The organism is Staphylococcus felis, from assembly GCF_003012915.1.
In the GTDB taxonomy this organism is placed as follows: Bacteria; Bacillota; Bacilli; order Staphylococcales; family Staphylococcaceae; genus Staphylococcus; species Staphylococcus felis.
The window spans coordinates 561,379-581,758 of sequence record NZ_CP027770.1 but is presented as its reverse complement, the minus strand read 5'-3'; the positions used below and the strand labels follow the sequence as shown (position 1 = coordinate 581,758).

The following is a 20,380-nucleotide window of genomic DNA, read 5'->3' as shown; positions in this document are numbered from 1 at the left end:
ATTAGCTAAACCTGAATTTATTTCTATGTTTTATCCATAGTTAAGTTAATAATATTATTAACAATTATAGGCATTAAGTATGCTATTACAATAAACGTTAGTAGTGACATAGATGTATTTAAAAGGATACCTATAAAAAGATTATTATATTACTTAATAATATAAAAGCATACTTTTTAGACATACAGCAGTCTCCTAACTTGAAATTTTTGTGATAAATAAATTATATAACCAATGTACTACTATTGATTCTTGTAAACCTAACTTATCTCTAATTAAATATAAAATAATACTTGCAGGAAACTTTATGACAAAATTTTCTATAAAATTTCCATTTAGATGCAACAACAAAGAAAAAATTAATGACCCTATTAAAATTGCTTTAAACTTAGAAAACTTACATAATAATAAACTAAAAAATATTCCCCTAAATAAAAACTCTTCACAAGTAGCGACAATAAAAGGATGTATTATATCTTCTGTTTTTATGGAAAAAATAGTAATATTGTAAAAATCATTACTATATATAAGAAATCGCTTCATACTAAACATATAAATAACACTATAGTTGAAACCTATAAGTCTATGTAAAAGGATCGTAGGGGTTAATATAAAGCCGACTATCATTGAGATACCTAACCCAATAATTTGTAAGTTATTAATACTAACATCTGGCAGTAATATAATAATCAAACTACCCATATTTAAAATGAAGGTTGCTAAAATGGTAAGTCCTATACAGAGAAAAATAATTTCTAGTTTAGAATATCTATTATCTCTTAAAACATCTATATATGTATCCTCACTTTGAAATAGTAATAATGACTGGCTCTTAAGAACCAGCCATTATTATTACCATTCGTGTCTTTTACCTTTGTATTTGTATTTTACAATACCAAGATTCACTTCATTTAAACTGAATAATTTCAATAAAAAGTCCATTGTTATGCCTTGTGATATTATTTGGTACAATCTTATTTTACCAAATTTAAGAGGGGTTTTAATACATTTTTATAAATTTGTTAAAAATAGTTAATATATTAAGTTTTTTGAATAAATATGTTTTAAAACATGAGTATACACTACCTTCCACATCTATATCTTTAATATTTAGTGTTCACGAATTTTAGTTTGTTTAAAAATCTGTATCATTTAGTTGAGCTTTTTATTTGTTTTTATATATGCTTTTAGTAAGAGAACACTTAATATTATTCCTTGACTTATAATCGAAAAGGTTAATATTGTGTCTTTATTTAGAATTATTAGGAATATATCTAGTATTAGTAAAGATGTTGAATATAAGCATGTGTAGGAAAATATTTTTTTTAGTTGTATTGCAATTTCTCTTTGTGATATTTCCCAATTTTTTTGGTTTTTCATTGACTTTTTTGTTCGAAATCCGAAGTACGAATTAATTTTTTGGGGTGGCAAATTTTGAAATAAGTTACCTAAAAGAAATAAAAAAAGGCTACTCTGAAATAATATCATTCTTGTTCATGTTCTCCTTTCTTTGTATAAAAGGATTTATACTTGGACTTAAGTATAGTATTAAACAAGCTATCATGACTATAGCAAAAGTCCAGATACCGATAGTTAATCCGATTAGTAAGTGAAATATGATACCTGTTATTAAGGCGATTTTATTGGTTTTTATATTAGGTATTATATTAAAGGCTAAGAAAAATTCTAAAGATGTTACTGACCGTGTAATTGGTATAACTAGATTACTTTCCCAAATAAAATTAGTCATTTGATATTCCCATTTAGGTATACCAAAGACTGAATCTCCAAAAAAATAGTATAAAGCAGTTCCGTCTGCCCATTCTATGTTTTTTTAGTCGTTCTATAGCGGCATTTATATATTAGCAAAACTTGTATTTTTATTAGTATCATGAAACTCCAAGTTATATTTTGTGTGTATTTATTTAAGTTTCCTTTTTTAGATAAGAAATAATTTATTCTGAAGTCTAGTAATGTTATAGGTATTAGTAAGAAAGTGATAACCATTGCTATTTGATTGCCACCATCTACTGGTAAAAAATTTTGTTGGATGCTGTAACATATGTACCAATGGAGAATTCCTGTTAATGGTGGGATAAACCCTAATAGGGCTATGAATAATATAATAATCATTATTAAACGCATTAATTTATAACTTATATTGATTTGATCTGCTATGCAAAATGTCGTTGGAATTGGTAGATTTGTACAATTTAATTGTTCTTTATTATAGCTCATCATGACATTAGTGTTATTAAATATTAGTACTAAAAGGGTTGATATTAATAGTAAACTTCTACTTAGGATATATGCTCTCTGTTGAAAATCAAAATTCTTAGTCATGTATAACAACCTTTGTTATTTTAATATTTTGTGAAGTGGTTTCTTTAAACTCTCTAAAGTACCAAGAAATCGGTTCTTTTTTGATTATTATATACTCTCCTGGTTTAATATTTTTGAATTTATTGTCCTTTTTAGCTCTGTAAGGATTTTTTATAGAATTAACTTTTTCCGGAATTTCTTTTTCGTGTTTTACTGTATACCATTGATTCTTTTTTATTTGAGCATCTAGTCTTTCCAGGTCTATTGCTTGAGCACGACCTGTTCTTTTTAATCCCCATAAATTTTTGGATTGGAAATTAGGCAAATTGATATTTTGATTATAATTAAGTACATAAGCTTATAAAGACTTTACAAATGGCCCAATAATAGAAGGTATAAACAATAAAATCAAACTTATTAAACGCGTCTCTTTTGGTTATAGAAATTACAATTATTTGCGTAATCGAATCATTTTATGTTCAAGGCTCTACGCTTCCACAGTGAAAAAGAAGTTAAACATTCCAAGATTGCCTAACTCCTTGACCAGTCCGATTTATTATAGAGCCTTTTTTTAATGTTTATTAAAGTAGCAATTGACTTAAATAAGAATCTAGAATAATTTTGTGTCAATATTGTGAACTTTCGAAAAATGGTGTAGAATTAAGAAAACGCTTACAAAACATGGGGATGTTTTAAACTTAGGGGGGATGTTTATGGTTACTTTTATCATATCGATTATTTTATTAGTAGCGGGTTATTTTACGTACGGTAAATATATTGACAAAATGTTTGGGCCGAAAGAGAAACGACCAACGCCAGCATACGATCAAAGAGATAATGTTGATTTTGTACCAATGAAGACATCATCGAATTCACTTATTCAATTATTAAATATTGCAGGTGTTGGTCCTATTTTTGGGCCGATTATGGGTGCTTTATATGGTCCTGTAGCATTTTTATGGATTGTTTTTGGGTGTATCTTTGCAGGTGCAGTCCATGACTATTTAACAGGCATGATTTCAATTCGTAACAAAGGAGCACATTTGCCAGAACTAGCTGGAAAATTTTTAGGTCAAGTTATGAAACATGTTGTTAATATTTTTACTTTATTATTACTGCTTTTAACAGGGACAGTCTTTGTGACAAGTCCAGCGCTATTGTTACATCATTTAATGGACGGTCGAATTGCTCTAGGCGTTATCATTTTTGTTATATTTGTTTATTATATGTTATCGACAGTTTTACCGATTGATAAAATAATCGGGCGAATTTATCCGATATTTGGGGCATTACTTGTAATAAGTGCAATAGGTGTCGGTTTTCGTTTGATTCAAACAGGCGCACCAATTCCAGAATTAACATTATCCAATATGCATCCGGATGGGGCACCTATTTTTCCACTTCTATTTTTCACGATTACTTGTGGTGCATTATCAGGATTTCATGCGACGCAATCACCAATTATTTCGCGCACAACAAATAATGAAAGTAATGCGCGTATTATCTTTTACGGTATGATGATTGCAGAGGGAATCATTGCGATGATTTGGGCAGCTGCAGCGATGAGTTTATTTGGAAGTTATGGCGGGTTGCAAGAAGTGTTAGCTCGAGGAGAAGCGGCACTTGTCGTGAGTGAAGTGTCGACAATGCTGCTTGGTTCAGTATTCGGGACACTTGCTGTATTAGGTGTGATTGTTTTACCTATTACAAGTGGTGACACATCGTTTAGAAGTGCACGTATGATTATTGCAGATTATATTCATTTAGGCCAGCGCGCTATCAGTAAGCGCTTTTTAGTTGCAATCCCATTATTTGTAATAAGTTTCATACTTACTCGCATTGATTTTACTATTTTATGGCGCTATTTTTCTTGGGCTAATCAAACGACAGCAGCAGTTGCATTGTGGGTTGGAGCGATGTACCTTATGATAGCTAAGAAAAATTATTGGGTCGCGATGGTTCCAGCTACATTTATGACGTGGAATTTATCCACTTATATTTTGAGTCAACCTATTGGATTTGGGATAGATTTAAATATAAGCTACTTTTTAGCTGTTGGACTGACACTATTATGGATAGCCTATTTCTACTACCAGTATCAGAAACATATTGCAGGTGAACATTTCCAACTTGATCACCCTGTTAAAATGAAAATGTCAATATAACGTTAAGCTAAGCACTAAAGTTTTGGAGCATCATTAAGCAATCTCTTAAAGCTTTAGTGCTTAACTATTGAGTTAGTATGAGTCAAGATACATTTTTTCAGTTGTTTTGATTTTTGTGTTATTGAAGAAGGTGGATTACGCATTAAATGAAAATTATCAAGTTTGGGATTATCTGTAGCAATAGAACTATCCTTACATTATCAATAATATTGATAATAGTTGTTATTTTTTCGGTTATAACAAGGGTATTTATTCAAATAGTCAAATTAAGAATTTGAGTATATTCAAGAAAAAAACATTAAAAAATAGGGCTTATATTTTATATTAGTCAAAGTAAAATCAACGTCAGAAAATATATTATTTGTTTCTCTAAATCTTAATGGAATTAATGAATTATGTATTAATAATGCTGCAGGTATATAAAATTAATATTCACAACCCTATCTTGAAAAATAATTGTAAATACAAGTGATTAGAAAATAGGTTAGGTAACGAATCAACATTATGGTGGCGGTCAATCAATTCGAGATGAGATGAATCAGAATCCTAATGCGACTCGTGATGACCTTCTTAATCGCTAACGCATGAGTCATTGATTATGATAAAGTTGTAAAAGGGGATATTAGTGTAAAAAATAAATATATTGTCGGTATTAGTGGACTGGAAATCTAGATATGATGGACGATATTGACTTTATGATCGATGTAGAGACTGACGTGATTTCTGGTGAAGGTCGTATCGCTACAGCTGGCGGAATCGATACGCTATTAACCCTGAACAAGTGCAAGTGGCAATTGAAAGTGGTATATCCGCCGTATGTTGGAAGTAGTAGAGGAGTTATTAGTGAATGTTGAGTTTCAAGCAAAGGGCATGCATTAAACCATACCGCATTAATGGCTCAATCCCAATGTCAGAACCAATGAATTATCGTTTAATGTATGGTCAATATAGCACGAATCAACAACGTACTTCGTTTACTTTCGTATCAAAGCATGCTTACGACAAAGATATCCAACGTACATTAGGGGTGAAATGCCTCGTATGTCCAGTACAGGGAATTCGTAATCTTACTAAAAGATATGAAAAACAACGATACAATGCCAAAAATTGAAGTGGATCCTCGAACTTATGATGTGATGATAGACGGTGAAGCCCTTAAGGGTGAGGTGGCTACTGAATTGCCATTAGCTCAACGTTATTTCTTATTTTAGGAGATGAGTGAGATGATAGTAGAGGAAATTCAAGGCAATATAGCGAATTTATCGCAAGACGAAAAGAATGTGCATATCGAAAAAGTTTATTTAGAGAACTCTGATTTGGTTAAACGTATTCAACGCGTTAAGTCAGACCATGGTACAGAAATTGGTATTCGTTTAAATCAGCCTATTGATTTACAGTATGGAGATATTTTGTATCGTGATGATCACAATATGATTATTATAGATGTTAATTCAGAAGATATTATCGCCATCAAACCACGTACAATCAAAGAAATGGGAGATATTGCGCATCAATTAGGTAATCGTCATTTACCTGCGCAATTTACAGATGAAAATGAAATGCTCGTCCAATACGACTATCTCGTTGAAGATTTGCTTAAGGACCTTGGCATACCTTACGAGCGTGAAGATCGTAAAGTGAATCAAGCATTCAAACATATAGGACACTCTCATGATTGATCAAGCCTATCTTAAACTATTTCAGTTCTGTGATTCACAATTTCCGACAGGAGCATTTAGTCATTCATTTGGACTGGAAACATATATTCAACGTGGTGATGTCCATGATGGTACATCATTTAAAAAATGGTTAGAGGTCTTTTTAACAGAACAACTTACGTATACAGATGGTCTTGCGATGCGCATGACATATCAAGCAATACAGGATCATCAACCCGAAGCAATAGAACGTTTAGATCAGTTATTATTTGTGCAAAATATCCCAAGAGAAACACGAAACGGGACAAAACAAATGGGAAAGCGTATGATAAGTCTTGCACACACATTGTATGATGATGCGTGGCTCGATTGGTATTATGACAAAATGTCCGATTATGCGATACGTACGCATCCGGCAGTAGTTTTTGCGATACTCGGACATCATTTAGGGTTAAGCATTGAAGAGACAATAGATTACTATTATTATCAAAATGTTTCGAGCTTAACGCAAAATGCTGTGCGCGCTATACCATTAGGCCAAACAGAAGGTCAAAAAATAGTTGCCGAAATGATTCCGTATATTACGACAACACGTGAAATGGTCATGCAACTTGAAGAATCAGATTTTGGTTTGACAGCACCAGGTATCGAAATGAATCAACTTGAACATGAAAATGTGAATGTACGTATTTTTATTTCTTAGGAGGAATGCGATATGAAACCCATCAAAATTGGTGTTGGTGGTCCTGTAGGTGCAGGTAAAACGCAATTAATTGAAAAAATCGTAAAACGTCTATCTAAAGATAAAAGTATTGGCGTTATTACAAATGATATTTATACAAAAGAGGACCAAAAAATACTCGTTGAAACAGGTGTTTTACCAGAAGACCGTATTATTGGTGTGGAAACTGGAGGATGTCCACACACAGCAATACGTGAAGATGCATCAATGAATTTTGCAGCAATTGATGAATTAATGGAGCGTCATCACGATATTGAATTGATTTTCATTGAGTCAGGGGGCGATAATTTAGCAGCAACCTTTAGTCCAGAGCTCGTTGATTTTTCAATTTACATTATCGATGTTGCCCAAGGTGAAAAGATCCCACGTAAAGGTGGTCAAGGTATGATCAAGTCTGACTACTTTGTCATTAATAAAACAGATCTTGCACCGCATGTAGGTGCGTCACTTGAACGTATGGCTGAAGATACAAAGATTTTCCGTAAAGATCGCCCATTTGCATTTACGAACTTAAAAACAGACGATGGTCTAGATGATGTCATTGAATGGATTCGTAAAGATATCTTTTTTGAAGGACTTGAATAATGGCCATATCAGAATGGACAGGTGAGTTAGATCTCACATTTAAGCATGACGGCGACCGCACCGTGAATGGTAAAACATACTTTCAAGGTGGGCTCAAAGTCATGCGTCCTACTTATTTAAATGGAAGTCCACATCCGACGATGTTTTTAATTAACTTAGGCGGTGGATATGTCGATGGCGACCGCTATCGAACGGAAATTACTTACGAACCTCATGCACATGCGATATTAACGACACAAGGTGCGACCATTGTTTTCAAAACATTGAATGACAAGGTTGAGCAGTATCAAACAATCAATCTCGATGATCACTCATTTATGGAGTTTATAAGTGATCCGATTATCGGATATACTAATGCGAGATTTTTTCAACATAATCGGTTTAACTTAAAATCAACAGCATCTATGTTTTACACGGATATTTTGACACCAGGTTATGACGAAAAAGGCCGACCATTTAGATACGATTATCTACATTTGTTTAATGAAATTTATGTCGATGGTGAATTAGTTGTATTTGATAACTTAAAACTTGATACAAAGAAAAATGAAATTGCTGAAATGGGATATATGGAAGGATTTACCCATATGGCTTCATGTTTTTATATTAGTCCTGGAGTCAATCAAAAAACCGTTGAAGCGGTACAAGAAGTGATTCAGCCATTAATCAATGAAACGTGTCGTATCGGCGTCACATTACTCCCTACACACGGTTTAACATTCCGTATTTTAGCGCATTCAACAGATAGTATCAAAAAAGTAATTGATACTGTTCATCAATTTGTAATGAAAAACGATCACGAAGAAGATGCACAATTTTTAAGAAAATATTAGAAAAATCGTCTCTCAGAACAGGGAGACGATTTTTTATAAATCAATGTAGGTTACCGACTTTTAATTAAACATATGACGCAATCAATGTTATAGTAAAACGTGAATTTTAGAGCACGTGCCAATGAGTCAAAACGGTCAAATAGTGTTACAATTCCGAGATTATACGCGTTTAATTGGAGGGCTATTGATATGAGTGTAAAGAGAAAAGTGTACCTTATTTTGCTTATTTTTACTGCATTGATTGCCTTCATGTTACCCGAAATCACGGGGCATAATACGATACTCATTCGAAGCTTTGAATTGGTACCCTTTACTTTTTTTGTATTATTTATTTTAAGTTCTGACTAGTTATTGTACGTACTTTTTATTGATGACGGGAGTTTAACTCATGTATGAACCAATAACTTATAGCTAGCGTGATAAACCAAATGAGCCCTAGTAATAATGACAAACTCTCGACTGGTAATGGTTTAAAATAGGCGTCGGAAGCGTCAATATTAATAAAGCATTGTATGCATAACCAAGATAAACCTATGCCAATGAATCGACTGAGCAAAAGATACCAATTGTTTGCGAGCCCGGACTTATCAATTGAAAAGCCAATGATGATAGCAACAATGACAAATGGGACATAGCCTAGCATAGTATGCATGTAATAATCTGTAGCTAAAGCGATAAACTCGAGAGGTAGAAGTGCAAGTAGCCATAATAATGATTTGAAAAGTTTTTTCATCGTAACGCTCCTTTTGAATATCATGATTGATAGTATACCAAAGGATTATTATAAATAGACTGGTCGCATTAAATTAAGGCGTTATGCAATAATGGATTGCTTAACGCCTTTTTCGTTGTGTGATCATAAAGTCTTGAACATTAATGCCTCTTTTAATACAACATAAATCAGTAAAATTGAGTTGGTAAAACATATTTTATAACTTAGGGGTGTGAATAAATATAGCATATTTGATTGTTTCCTAAGCCGAGACTTCTGAGGCATCTTGCCGTAACCGAAAATCCATTTTAAGATTGGATAAGTTCAATCTTAAAATGAGTTGAGGTGAGGCGCCTAGAAAAGCGAGGCTTTATGGAACAATCAAATAAATGAAATTATTTATACAACAGTCCGATTTATTATAGAACCTATAAATAATATATTAAAGAGAAAAATCCCCTGTACTACCTATGTGACATAGTACGGGGGATGTCTTGTTTGAGAAAAGTTTTATGGTGAATCTATATCAGGTACAATTGCAAAACTTCTGACTGGAAATCCGGGTGCGTTATCGGGTTTCGGTGAAATATTATAAATAATGGCGCCTCGACTTGGAAGTTGATCTAAGTTGTTGAGTAATTCAATTTGGTAGCGGTCTTGGCCTAAAATATACCGTTCTCCAACGATGTCGCCATTTTTAGCGATATCGATTGAAGCATCAGTATCGAATGTTTCATGCCCGATTGCAGCGACATACCGTTCTTCAACTAAAAATTGTATAGCTTCTAATGACCAGCCAGGGAGATGCTGTTGGCCATTTTGGTCTTTATTTTCGAAGGCATCGTGATCAGGCCATCGTTTAGACCAATCACTTCGAAAAGCGACAAATGTATCTGCTTCAATAGTGCCATGTTGTGATTCCCATTCAATGAGATGTTCGCGTGTTAAGATAAAATCTGAATTTTGCGCGACTTCTTGAGAAAAATCAAGAACGATTAAAGGTAAGACAAGTTCTTGTAGTTCGAGCTCATGTAAGTACCGCTGATTTTCTACAAAATGTATAGGTGCGTCGATATGTGTTCCGTATTGTGTTACAAAAGACCATTCTTGAACGAAAAAACCATCTTTTTGAACAGTGAAGGGTGTCTTAACTTGTGCACCTTCAAATGCACTAAAATGTGGGGACTGTGCATTGAAGGTATGTGTTAAGTCAACCCAACGTAATTTTTTGAGTGAAGCAAGTTGATCCCAAAGTGGGTATGACATATGAATGCCCCCTTATGCTGTAGGTTGCGTCGGTTCATTTTGACGTAATTTTTGTGCACTATCGACAAGCACTTTTAATGCTGCTTTTACTTCGTCTTCTTTACGTGTTTTAAGACCACAGTCAGGATTTACCCAGAAGAGTGAGCGGTCGATTTGTTGTAATGCACGTTCGATAGCTGTTGTAATCTCATCTTCTGTCGGTATACGTGGACTATGGATATCGTAAACCCCTAGACCAATACCTAAATCATAATCTATATCCTCAAAATCTTTAATTAAATCACCGTGACTTCTTGACGTTTCAATAGAAATGACATCTGCATCAAGATCATGAATAGCATGGATGATTTGACCAAATTGAGAATAGCACATATGCGTGTGAATTTGCGTATGATCAGACACAGATGATGTTGCTAGTTTAAAGCTGTGTACGGCTTTTTCAAGGTATGCTTCATGGAATTCTTTGCGTAAAGGTAAACCTTCTCGTAATGCAGGTTCATCGACTTGAATTACTTTAATACCTGCTTTTTCTAATGCAAGGACTTCTTCATTGATTGCTAGTGCAATTTGATCTTGAACTGTAGCACGTGGAATATCAACACGTTCGAATGACCAGTTTAAGATAGTGACTGGACCTGTTAACATACCTTTTACAGGTTTGTCAGTTAAACTTTGTGCATAAACGGTTTCGTCTACTGTTAATGGGGCTGTCCATTTAACATCACCATAGATAATAGGTGGTTTAACGGCACGTGAACCGTATGATTGTACCCAGCCGAACTTCGTCACTAAGAATCCTTGTAGCTTTTCACCGAAGAATTCAACCATGTCATTACGTTCGAATTCACCATGGACAAATACATCTAATCCGATATCTTCTTGAATTTCAATCCATCGTTTGATTTCATCTTTTAAGAACGTATCATATGCTTCATCTGTAATACGATTATTTTTCCAATCAGCACGTTTTTTACGTACTTCTGGCGATTGAGGGAATGAACCAATCGTTGTTGTTGGTAAGTCAGGTAAGTTCAAGCGACGTTGTTGTAATACTTTACGTTCAGCAAATGCAGAAGCACGTTGTGAACGAACGCGATCAAAGTCATAGTCCAAATTTTTGAAATCTTGATTTTGGAAACGCTCATATTGCGCTTTGAATGTATCAAACTTTTCAGTGTTGTTGTCATTGATTGCGCGTTTTAATGCATCGAGTTCTTCTAATTTTTCAGTCGCAAAGCTTAATCCTTCACGTACTGTATCGTCTAATGTCTCATCATCTAATGAAACTGGTACGTGTAATAATGAAGAGGATGGATTAATATAGAGGTCATCTGAATATTGCGATAATTTTTCGATTAAAGATTTTTTGGCTTCGATATCAGCTGCCCATACGTTGCGACCGTCAATAATACCTGCAAAAAGTGTTTTTGATCGATCGAAATCACCATTTTCAATTTGTTGCAGGTTATGACCATTGTCGTGTACAAAGTCAAGGCCTAACCCCTTAACAGGCAAGCGACTTAAAAACTGAACATTTGCACGTTCAAAATAAGTTTGAATGATTAACTTATTTGAGACTTCAGCACCTGCAAATGCGTCATAAGCTTCACGTGTAATCGCTTCAAGTTCAGCGCCTTTGTCTGTTACTAAAATCGGTTCATCCACTTGAATTGTTTCAGCACCAGCTTGAATGAGTGATTCAAATACTTCGATATATAATGGAAGCAATGTACGTACTTTCTCGTCGAAAGATTGGTGACCACCTTTTGAAAGTGCAACAAATGTAATCGGTCCAACAATAACTGGATGTGCATTGATATTTAATGACTTTGCATAATTAAAACGTTCTAATAAAGCATTTTTTTGTACTTTAGGTGTGACATTATCCCATTCAGGTACGATATAGTGATAGTTTGTGTTAAACCATTTGATCAACGCACTTGCAACATGTTCTTTATTCCCACGTGCGATATCAAATAATAAATCATCATTGACATCGCGTCCTTGGAAGCGCTCAGGGATGATATTAAAGAGCAATGATGTATCTAAAATATGATCGTATAATGAAAAGTCACCTACAGGCACGCTGTCTAATCCATAATTTTTTTGTAATAATAGGTTTTCACGATGTAAATTTTGCAATGTTTCATCTAATTCATCTTTTGAAATTTTGTTATTCCAATAACCTTCAATTGCTTTTTTCCATTCACGTTTACGTCCTAATCTTGGGAATCCTAAGTTTGTAGTTTTAATTGTCATAATATAACCTCCTGATTATTGTCAGTAATTGATTTTGAGTAAGCGGCCAGTTCTAATGAGTAATCGACACGTTCAAACGGTGTGATCAGGTATAATCCGTTAAAATACTGGTGAACAGTATCAATTAACGATTTACAAAGTGACACGCTCAGTTGATAAGTGGCTTCTCTGTCTCCAGCTACTGCTTTGAATTGTACTAAGACATCATCCGACATTTTAATGCCTGGAACCTCGTTATGTAAAAATTGAGCGTTCTTATAACTTGTAATCGGCATTACACCTATGAATATAGGAACGTCGAGATGTTTAGTAGCTTCATAAATTTCGATAATTTTTTCTTTTGTAAAAATAGGTTGTGTGATGAAATAATGCATGCCGCTCTCAATTTTGGTTTCCATTTTACGTACGGCTGCGTTGATATTTCTTACATGAGGATCAAATCCCCCGGCGATGTTAAAGTTTGTTTCTGCCTTTAGCGCATCACCATCAGTGTTAATGCCCTCATTAAATTTGAGCGCAAGTTCTGTAAGGCCCTTGGAATTGACATCATATACATTCGTTGCACCTGGCAAGTGTCCAATTTTAGACGGATCTCCTGTAATAGCAAGAATCTCATTAATGCCTAACAGTGATAGACCTAGTAAATGCGACTGTAGCCCGATTAAGTTACGGTCTCGGCATGTGATATGCACGAGTGGCTCAATATCAAAGCGTTGCTTAATTAAGCTAGCGGCTGCAATGTTTGAGACTCGAACAGTTGCGAGCGAGTTATCAGCTAATGTCACCGCGTCGATTTTGGCATCATCTAATGCTTTTACATTTTCGAAAAAACGTTTCGTATCAAGGTGTTTGGGCGTATCGAGCTCTACGATAATAGTAGGTTGCTTTTTAGCACGTTCAGCCAAGTTGAGTGAATGCGGTTCTTTTTTGGTTCGTTCTCTTTTTTTGTGAATAGGGATAACTTTTTTATCGGTAATAGGTTTAAGACCGGTAACTGCATCTTTAATTTTACGAATATGTTCAGGCGTCGTTCCGCAACAGCCACCGATGAGTCGAACACCTTCTTCAATTAATTGTTCTGCTATATTTCCAAAATATTCAGCATTTTCACTATATTTGAAGTGGTTATGATCAATATCTAGTAAGCTTGCGTTAGGGTAGCATGATAGGTATGCATGATTTGGAATTTCAATATGACTAAAGGTATTTTTCATATGATGTGGACCATGGTGACAATTGAGACCGACAATATTCGCTCCAACTTCAATGACTTGTGACAATGCATCATTTATCAATGTACCATCAATTAAGTAATTCGTATTTGATGCTGTTAATTGTGCAATAATAGGAATATCGTATTTTTTGCGAGCGAGTGTAACAGCTCCAAGCAACTCTTTTAAATCATAGTATGTTTCAAAGAGTAAACCATCGACACCTGATGAGACTAACGTATCAATTTGGATTTCCGTATGGTATTGGATGGCCGATAACGAAAGTTCGCCTTGTTGAACGCCTCTGAATCCACCGACAGTCCCTAGTACAAATGTATCTTCGTTCGCTGCACGTTTTGCGATTGCTACTGCAGCTTCATGAATAGCTTTGACTTTGTGTTCTAGTCCGAAAGGTTTGAGTTTTTCAAAATTTGCGCCATATGTGTTTGTTTGTATTACATTAGCACCTGCATCTACGTATGATTTGTGGATGCGTTCGACTTTTTCCGGGTGAGTCAGATTATAGCTTTCAGGGCATGTATCCAAACCTTCTGAATAGAGGATTGTACCCATTGCACCGTCAGCCACTAGAACGTTGTGCTTTAATGTTTCTAATAGTCGGCTCATGATATACCTCCTTTAATGCATGATCTAAATCAGAGATGAGTTCGTCAACATCTTCTAATCCAACACTCAAACGAAAGAGGCCGAATGTAATACCACGTGCCTCACGAATATGCTGTGGTATGGCAGCGTGTGACATCGTATTAGGATGAGAAAGGATTGTTTCAACACCACCTAAACTTACTGACACAAGCGGTAAATCGAGTGCATCAACAAACTTTTGTGCAAGGTGTTCATGCTTTAATCGAAAGCCTAATACGGCACCTCCATTTTCTGCTTGATTGAGGTGAACGGTGTTATTGCCCGGGTAATAAACATCTTTAACAGCTGGATGTGATTCTAGAAAACGACTCATTTGCTGAGCGCTCTGTACGGATTGATTAAAACGTACAGATAATGTTTTAAGATGTTGTGTCAATGTCCAACTATCATAAACAGATAATCCTGTTCCAGCACCATTTTGAATAAGATAGATAGCCTCTGCGACAGATGAATGATTTGTAATGACAGCACCTGCAATCAGATCACTATGACCGCTTAAAAATTTAGTTGCACTGTGAATAACAATGTCAGCACCTAATTCAAGGGGATGTTGACCTAAAGGTGTCATAAACGTATTGTCGACTGCGACTAATAAGTCATGACGATGAGCAATCTCAACAGCGTGACGAATATCTGTCACTTTGAACAAAGGATTTGACGGTGTCTCGAGATAGACAAGCTTAGTATTTGAACGGATGGCATCTTCAATATTTGAAACATCTTCTGTATTGACCGTTGTGAAATGAATATCAAATTTTGATAAGATTTGTTCAGTAAGTCGGAAAGTTCCGCCATACACATCATCAGGTAAAATGACGTGATCGCCTGATTTTAATGTTAAAAACACGGCGGTAATTGCTGCGATACCGGAATTAAAGGCAAATCCGTATTTTCCATTTTCAAGTTGTGCCAGTTTAGTTTCTAGTGTTTCGCGATTAGGATTACCACTTCTTGCATAGTCATATTCAGTAGCAGCACCTAGTGTTTTTTGATGATAGGTTGATGCATAGTAGAGTGGCTGATTCGCACATTGATAAGATTGTCCTCTTTTAGGGTCATGTATCAACTGGGTTTGTTGGCTTAAACTCATTGAATCACTCCTTCTCTAGATTTATTTAATGCTTGTAATAAATCATTTTCAATATCTTCATAAGCTTCGATACCGATAGATAATCGAACGAGTTGCTGATCAATCCCTCTACTTTCTTTTTCGTCGTCTGGCATGTCGACATGAGTTTGTGTATATGGGAAAGTAATGAGCGTCTCTGTTCCACCTAAACTCTCGGCAAATCTACAAACACGTGTGAATTTTAGTAACTTTTCAACACTTACGTCTTTTTCTAATCTTAGACTTAGCATTCCTGTTCGACCACTGTATAGGACTTCTTTAATACTATCTAAAGTGCGACATCGTTCGGCTAACCGACGTGCATTGTCTTGAGCGCGATCGATGCGTAAGTGTAACGTTTTAAGTCCACGCTGCAATAAATAACTATCAAAAGGTGAGAGTGTAGCACCGATCATATTGTGTAAGAGTTCAAATTTTTGAACGAGATCCGGATCTTTTACAGTAACAACTCCTGCTAAAACATCATTATGACCACCTATATACTTGGTTGCTGAATGTATAACAATATCTGCACCATCTTCAAGTGGTGTCGATAAGTAAGGTGTTAAAAACGTATTATCGATGATTGTCAACAATCCATATTGATGTGCCAATTCATAATAAGGTGCCAATTCGACCTCAATCATCAGTGGATTAGAAATCGGTTCGATAAATAATGCTTTTGTATGAGGTGTAATCGCGTCAACCACTTCAGTATATTGATCAAAATGGACATATTTAAAATGAATACCATATTGCTCTTCGTAATATTGGAACAAACGAAACGTGCCACCATATAAATCATACGAAACGAGTATTTCATCTTGAGGCTTAAATAAGCTACATACGAGTTGAATGCTTGCCATACCACTTGCTGTTGCGAATGATGCAGCACCGCCTTCCAGTTTTGAAAAGGCGACTTCAAAATCATTACGTGTTGGATTTTTCGTACGGGTATAATCAAACCCAGTGGATTGGCCTAACCCTTGATGTTGAAAAGCCGTTGATAAATAAATAGGATTAGCAATTGCGCCAGTATAATCTTCTGTTACAGCAATTTGTGCAAGCTGTGTATCTTTCATATATGACAACCCCCTTCAGAGACATATTGAATCAAAATAAAAAAGCTTTCATCCTTTAGATCCGATTCATACAATCAGATATAAAGGACGAAAGCTTCGTTCGTGGTACCACCTTATTTTGTTGTTTTATCACTAAAACAACCTCTTCCAGTACGCTAAATTGTTTAATACGTATAGATGCGTATATACATTGGAGGTGTATACATTGGAATTCCAGTACGGCATTAAACAAAATGTTTATACTGTATCGCGATAACGGGCGAACCCGGTGATACCTCATATTGGCATCAACACTCCAAGGCCATTTTCAAACTTTCTTTCAATCTCTTCTCTCAGCAAATGAAGATTCTCTGTAAAAGCAGTGTAAGTTCTACTTTCCTTATTACAGTGTTTCGAATATTGTGTTTCGTTTTGATAAGTCACACTTTACACGATAAATGAAAAGGTGTCAACACTTTTATCTGAAAATTTTGATTAGCAGAAAATTTTAGATATGGTAAAACAATATGAAAGTCTTGTAACTCAAGGATTCAATCAGTAAAATAGAATAGTGAAAATCTTTTGGAGGTGATTGTGGATGACACGTAGAATAGAAGATCAAAGTCCTGAAGATGTTGAATTTGTATCATTGGATAAGATAAGACCTAATCCATATCAACCAAGAAAAGATTTTGATGTCCAAAAACTTCATGAATTGGCTCAATCCATCGGGCAACATGGTTTATTACAACCGATTATTCTTACACCGTCTATTCAGGGATATTACATTGTAGCGGGAGAACGGCGATACCGTGCGAGTCAACAGGTAGGCCTTACTAAGATTCCAGCTATTATCAAAACATTCTCAGACGAAGAGATGCGTGAAATTGCAATCATTGAAAATTTACAACGTGACAATTTGAATCCGCTTGAAGAAGCAGAGAGTTACGAACAATTGATGGACAACTTAAACCTAACACAGCAAGAAGTTGCCGAACGTTTAGGTAAATCCCGTCCATATATTGCCAATATGTTGAGATTACTTAAACTTCCCACTCAAATCAGAACGATGATACGTCAAGACCAACTCTCAAGTGGTCACGGGCGTACACTATTAGCTTTAAAGGAACGGCAATTGATGCAAAAATATGCAGATTTAGCCGTCCGGGAGTCTTGGAGTGTACGCTATTTAGAACAACAGGTGAATGCAGTTCGTCAAAAAGGTGTTCAGGCAAAGTCAGAAGCTACACAAACGCCATCTAAACCGAAGTTAATTCGCCAACATGAGGCGCAATTACGCAAACAATATGGTACAGGAGTCGAAATTTCAACGCGTCAACAGGTGGGCCATGTTACATTTGAATTTCATTCAGAGTCTGATTATCACAGACTTATTAAACTTTTAAAGCAAACAAGTCAATAGGATGAATATCGATCAAAAATCATGTTGAGACTTATGACAGAATGAATATATAGAAGAAAGGGAGTACTTGTTAGTTATGAATCAATTCAAAGCAATATTGACTGAAATGATTCGACCGTTTCTAGAGCCAGAAACATACTCGAATTTGTTGACCAAATTAGTTATTGTACTGATTTATGTACTTGTCGCATTTATTGTGATTCGTATTTTGAATAAGGTCATCGAACAATTCTTTAAAGTGAATAATAAATCCTCAAAATCTGCGAAGTATAAATCAAGTCGTGCTAAACGTTCCAAAACGCTAATCACACTTGTTCAAAATGTGGTGGGTTATATTGTATGGTTTATTACACTGACAACAGTCTTAAGTAAATTTGGTATTAGCGTAGAGAGCATTTTAGCCGGTGCCGGAGTTGTCGGTTTAGCGATTGGTTTTGGTGCACAAACACTTGTTAAAGACGTGATTGCAGGATTTTTCATTATTTTCGAAAATACTTTTGATATTGGTGATTATGTCGGCATTAAAAATAATAGTGCACCTATCGCAGAAGGTACTATTAAATCGATTGGGTTACGTTCCACACGTGTCTTGTCTATTACAGGAGAGTTATGTACAATCCCAAATGGAACGATGAGTGAAGTGACCAACTATTCAGTAACAAACGGTGTTTCTATTATTGATATACCAATCTCAATTAATGAAGACTTAAATAAAGTTGAAAGAAAAATGGAAGAATTTTTAAAAACAATTCCCAAAAAATACGACTTATTTATTGCAGTACCAGAAGTATGGGGTGTTAACGAAATTAATAGTTATCAAGCAACGATGCGTATTGCTGGGGAAACACTACCTGGTGAACACTTCACAGGGTCTCGAATTTTGCGACGTGAACTCAAAGCATTTTTAGATGAAGAAGGTATCGAAACACCAACACCAGCCTTAGTTCAAATGTATCAACAAAACAATGAACAATAGAGGTGATGATTGTGTCTGCAAAGTATGAATTAAATGATATAGTAGAAATGAAGAAGCAACATGCATGTGGTACAAATCGTTTTAAAATTATTCGAATGGGTGCAGATATACGTATCAAATGTGAAAATTGCCAACGAAGTATTATGATGCCACGCTCAACATTCAATAAAAAGTTGAAAAAAGTTCTTGAAAAAGGAAATATAAATGAGAAGGAGAATGAATAATGGCCTTAACAGCAGGTATTGTAGGCTTACCGAACGTAGGGAAGTCTACACTATTTAATGCAATAACAAAAGCAGGTGCACTCGCAGCAAATTACCCTTTCGCAACAATTGATCCTAACGTAGGGATTGTAGAAGTGCCTGACACGCGTCTGACGCAATTAGAAGAAATTGTACAACCGAAAAAAACAGTTCCAACTACATTTGAATTCACAGATATTGCCGGAATTGTAAAAGGAGCTTCAAAAGGAGAAGGGCTTGGAAATAAATTCTTATCTCATATTCGCGAAGTCGACGCAATTTGCCAAGTTGTTCGTGCATTTGATGATGATAACGTGACACATGTTGCTGGGCGTGTTAACCCTATTGAAGACATCGAGGTCATCAATATGGAGCTGGTTTTAGCAGATTTGGAATCCGTCGAAAAGCGCTTGCCAAGACTTGAAAAAATGGCTAAACAAAAAGATAAAACAGCAGTTAATGAAGTGCGTATTTTAACAAAAATCAAAGAGGCACTTGAAAATGGACAACCAGTACGTAGTTTAGAATTTAATGACGAAGATCAAAAATATGTCAATCAAGCGCAACTTTTAACATCTAAATCAATGCTTTACATCGCAAATGTTGGTGAAGATGAAGTGAATGATGCTGAAAACGATAAAGTTAAAGCCATTCGTGATTATGCGGCTCAAGAAGACTCAGATGTCATTGTCATTAGTGCTAAAATTGAAGAAGAAATTGCGACATTAGACGATGACGATAAAGCAATGTTCCTTGAAGAGTTAGGCATTGAAGAACCAGGACTCAATCGTTTAATCCGTAAAACATATGAACTATTAGGCCTTGCGACATACTTTACAGCAGGTGTGCAAGAAGTCCGCGCTTGGACATTCAAAGAAGGCATGACAGCACCACAATGTGCCGGCATTATCCATACAGACTTTGAGCGAGGCTTTATCCGCGCAGAAGTGACAAGTTATGACGACTTTGTTGAAAACGGTGGCGAACAAGGTGCTAAAGAAGTCGGTAAAATGCGCTTAGAGGGTAAAGACTATATTATGCAAGATGGTGACGTTGTTCACTTTAGATTTAATGTTTAATTGAAAAACCGTGCTATTACAGTGTTTTTAAATATCACTTCTTTCACTACTTTTATTAAAGGTGAAAGGAGT

The 20,380-nt window shown here is 35.3% G+C and carries 19 protein-coding genes, 2 pseudogenes and 1 other annotated feature; of the genes and pseudogenes, 12 read left to right on the top strand and 9 right to left on the bottom strand.

From position 1 onward, the window contains the following. Positions 1–195 precede the first annotated feature (195 nt). From C7J90_RS02885 to C7J90_RS02865, 3 genes are all read right to left on the bottom strand, one after another. On the bottom strand, positions 196–702 hold the full coding sequence (locus C7J90_RS02885) for a CPBP family intramembrane glutamic endopeptidase (protein WP_240622307.1): 507 nt from the start codon (positions 700–702) through the stop codon (positions 196–198). Between the two features lie 450 nt (positions 703–1,152). Then, on the bottom strand, positions 1,153–1,488 hold the full coding sequence (locus C7J90_RS02880) for an SdpI family protein (RefSeq protein ID WP_103207512.1): 336 nt from the start codon (positions 1,486–1,488) through the stop codon (positions 1,153–1,155). An 847-nt stretch (positions 1,489–2,335) separates the two neighbouring features. After that, the gene (locus C7J90_RS02865; RefSeq protein WP_103207507.1) at positions 2,336–2,653 is read right to left on the bottom strand and encodes an SdpA family antimicrobial peptide system protein; all 318 of its coding nucleotides are present in this window, start codon (positions 2,651–2,653) and stop codon (positions 2,336–2,338) included. A 28-nt stretch (positions 2,654–2,681) separates the two neighbouring features. Between C7J90_RS02865 and C7J90_RS02860 the strand changes: the two are divergent. The 8 genes and pseudogenes from C7J90_RS02860 to C7J90_RS02825 form a co-directional block, all read left to right on the top strand. Beyond that, positions 2,682–2,897 (top strand): annotated as a pseudogene (locus C7J90_RS02860) (transposase); the annotation flags it as partial. A 138-nt stretch (positions 2,898–3,035) separates the two neighbouring features. Continuing rightward, entirely contained in the window at positions 3,036–4,487 is a 1,452-nt protein-coding gene (locus C7J90_RS02855; RefSeq protein WP_103207505.1) for a carbon starvation CstA family protein, read from the top strand. Positions 4,488–4,990: 503 nt separating this feature from the next. After that, positions 4,991–5,389 (top strand): annotated as a pseudogene (locus C7J90_RS12295) (urease subunit alpha); the annotation flags it as partial. A 5-nt stretch (positions 5,390–5,394) separates the two neighbouring features. Further along, positions 5,395–5,598 (top strand): hypothetical protein, encoded by a 204-nt coding sequence (locus C7J90_RS02845; RefSeq protein WP_410049433.1) that lies wholly within the window; start codon positions 5,395–5,397, stop codon positions 5,596–5,598. Positions 5,599–5,710: 112 nt separating this feature from the next. Next, complete coding sequence (gene ureE, locus C7J90_RS02840) at positions 5,711–6,166, top strand: urease accessory protein UreE (RefSeq protein WP_103207500.1); 456 nt, start codon at positions 5,711–5,713, stop codon at positions 6,164–6,166. Continuing rightward, the gene (locus C7J90_RS02835; RefSeq protein WP_103207499.1) at positions 6,159–6,848 is read left to right on the top strand and encodes an urease accessory protein UreF; all 690 of its coding nucleotides are present in this window, start codon (positions 6,159–6,161) and stop codon (positions 6,846–6,848) included. Before ureE ends, C7J90_RS02835 begins: the two co-directional genes overlap by 8 nt. A 12-nt stretch (positions 6,849–6,860) precedes the next feature. Then, positions 6,861–7,472, top strand: coding sequence for an urease accessory protein UreG (gene ureG, locus C7J90_RS02830; RefSeq protein WP_103207497.1), 612 nt, complete (start codon positions 6,861–6,863; stop codon positions 7,470–7,472). After that, positions 7,472–8,305 (top strand): urease accessory protein UreD, encoded by an 834-nt coding sequence (locus tag C7J90_RS02825; RefSeq protein ID WP_103207496.1) that lies wholly within the window; start codon positions 7,472–7,474, stop codon positions 8,303–8,305. Before ureG ends, C7J90_RS02825 begins: the two co-directional genes overlap by 1 nt. A gap of 364 nt (positions 8,306–8,669) precedes the next feature. On the opposite strand, the gene C7J90_RS02820 is transcribed toward C7J90_RS02825, so the two are convergent. From C7J90_RS02820 to C7J90_RS02795, 6 genes are all read right to left on the bottom strand, one after another. Next, positions 8,670–9,038, bottom strand: coding sequence for a hypothetical protein (locus C7J90_RS02820; protein ID WP_103207495.1), 369 nt, complete (start codon positions 9,036–9,038; stop codon positions 8,670–8,672). 489 nt (positions 9,039–9,527) lie between these two features. Continuing rightward, positions 9,528–10,283, bottom strand: coding sequence for a cyclase family protein (locus tag C7J90_RS02815; protein ID WP_103209807.1), 756 nt, complete (start codon positions 10,281–10,283; stop codon positions 9,528–9,530). 12 nt (positions 10,284–10,295) lie between these two features. Beyond that, a complete protein-coding gene (gene metE, locus C7J90_RS02810; RefSeq protein ID WP_103209808.1) occupies positions 10,296–12,545 on the bottom strand; it encodes a 5-methyltetrahydropteroyltriglutamate--homocysteine S-methyltransferase in 2,250 nt (749 codons plus the stop codon). Next, positions 12,539–14,380 carry a bifunctional homocysteine S-methyltransferase/methylenetetrahydrofolate reductase gene (locus tag C7J90_RS02805; RefSeq protein WP_103209810.1) on the bottom strand — a complete coding sequence of 614 codons (1,842 nt, stop codon included), beginning with the start codon at positions 14,378–14,380 and terminating at the stop codon, positions 12,539–12,541. The genes metE and C7J90_RS02805 overlap by 7 nt, the downstream gene beginning before the upstream one ends. Then, the gene (gene metC, locus C7J90_RS02800) at positions 14,334–15,509 is read right to left on the bottom strand and encodes a cystathionine beta-lyase MetC (protein WP_103209812.1); all 1,176 of its coding nucleotides are present in this window, start codon (positions 15,507–15,509) and stop codon (positions 14,334–14,336) included. Before metC ends, C7J90_RS02805 begins: the two co-directional genes overlap by 47 nt. Further along, a complete protein-coding gene (locus tag C7J90_RS02795) occupies positions 15,506–16,609 on the bottom strand; it encodes a PLP-dependent transferase (RefSeq protein ID WP_103209813.1) in 1,104 nt (367 codons plus the stop codon). The genes metC and C7J90_RS02795 overlap by 4 nt, the downstream gene beginning before the upstream one ends. An 80-nt stretch (positions 16,610–16,689) precedes the next feature. Beyond that, positions 16,690–17,004 (bottom strand) — a binding site (T-box leader). Between the two features lie 182 nt (positions 17,005–17,186). Here C7J90_RS02795 and C7J90_RS02790 point away from each other — a divergent pair. The 4 genes from C7J90_RS02790 to ychF all read left to right on the top strand — a co-directional run bounded on the left by C7J90_RS02790 (position 17,187) and on the right by ychF (position 20,308). Continuing rightward, complete coding sequence (locus tag C7J90_RS02790) at positions 17,187–18,011, top strand: ParB/RepB/Spo0J family partition protein (protein ID WP_103209815.1); 825 nt, start codon at positions 17,187–17,189, stop codon at positions 18,009–18,011. 76 nt (positions 18,012–18,087) lie between these two features. Continuing rightward, a complete protein-coding gene (locus tag C7J90_RS02785) occupies positions 18,088–18,987 on the top strand; it encodes a mechanosensitive ion channel family protein (RefSeq protein ID WP_103209816.1) in 900 nt (299 codons plus the stop codon). A gap of 11 nt (positions 18,988–18,998) precedes the next feature. After that, positions 18,999–19,211, top strand: coding sequence for a DUF951 domain-containing protein (locus tag C7J90_RS02780; RefSeq protein WP_103209818.1), 213 nt, complete (start codon positions 18,999–19,001; stop codon positions 19,209–19,211). Beyond that, entirely contained in the window at positions 19,211–20,308 is a 1,098-nt protein-coding gene (gene ychF, locus C7J90_RS02775; RefSeq protein ID WP_103209819.1) for a redox-regulated ATPase YchF, read from the top strand. The genes C7J90_RS02780 and ychF overlap by 1 nt, the downstream gene beginning before the upstream one ends. Positions 20,309–20,380: the final 72 nt, after the last annotated feature.

Excerpts from the sequence above, each read along its gene's own strand:
- C7J90_RS02885 (WP_240622307.1), bottom strand. The coding sequence starts at position 702 with ATGGGTAGTTTGATTATTATATTACTGCCAGATGTTAGTATTAATAAC.
- C7J90_RS02880 (WP_103207512.1), bottom strand. The coding sequence starts at position 1,488 with ATGATATTATTTCAGAGTAGCCTTTTTTTATTTCTTTTAGGTAACTTA.
- C7J90_RS02855 (WP_103207505.1), top strand. The coding sequence starts at position 3,036 with ATGGTTACTTTTATCATATCGATTATTTTATTAGTAGCGGGTTATTTT.
- C7J90_RS02845 (WP_410049433.1), top strand. The coding sequence starts at position 5,395 with ATGTCAGAACCAATGAATTATCGTTTAATGTATGGTCAATATAGCACG.
- ureE (WP_103207500.1), top strand. The coding sequence starts at position 5,711 with ATGATAGTAGAGGAAATTCAAGGCAATATAGCGAATTTATCGCAAGAC.
- C7J90_RS02835 (WP_103207499.1), top strand. The coding sequence starts at position 6,159 with ATGATTGATCAAGCCTATCTTAAACTATTTCAGTTCTGTGATTCACAA.
- ureG (WP_103207497.1), top strand. The coding sequence starts at position 6,861 with ATGAAACCCATCAAAATTGGTGTTGGTGGTCCTGTAGGTGCAGGTAAA.
- C7J90_RS02825 (WP_103207496.1), top strand. The coding sequence starts at position 7,472 with ATGGCCATATCAGAATGGACAGGTGAGTTAGATCTCACATTTAAGCAT.
- C7J90_RS02820 (WP_103207495.1), bottom strand. The coding sequence starts at position 9,038 with ATGAAAAAACTTTTCAAATCATTATTATGGCTACTTGCACTTCTACCT.
- C7J90_RS02815 (WP_103209807.1), bottom strand. The coding sequence starts at position 10,283 with ATGTCATACCCACTTTGGGATCAACTTGCTTCACTCAAAAAATTACGT.
- C7J90_RS02805 (WP_103209810.1), bottom strand. The coding sequence starts at position 14,380 with ATGAGCCGACTATTAGAAACATTAAAGCACAACGTTCTAGTGGCTGAC.
- metC (WP_103209812.1), bottom strand. The coding sequence starts at position 15,509 with ATGAGTTTAAGCCAACAAACCCAGTTGATACATGACCCTAAAAGAGGA.
- C7J90_RS02795 (WP_103209813.1), bottom strand. The coding sequence starts at position 16,609 with ATGAAAGATACACAGCTTGCACAAATTGCTGTAACAGAAGATTATACT.
- C7J90_RS02790 (WP_103209815.1), top strand. The coding sequence starts at position 17,187 with ATGACACGTAGAATAGAAGATCAAAGTCCTGAAGATGTTGAATTTGTA.
- C7J90_RS02785 (WP_103209816.1), top strand. The coding sequence starts at position 18,088 with ATGAATCAATTCAAAGCAATATTGACTGAAATGATTCGACCGTTTCTA.
- ychF (WP_103209819.1), top strand. The coding sequence starts at position 19,211 with ATGGCCTTAACAGCAGGTATTGTAGGCTTACCGAACGTAGGGAAGTCT.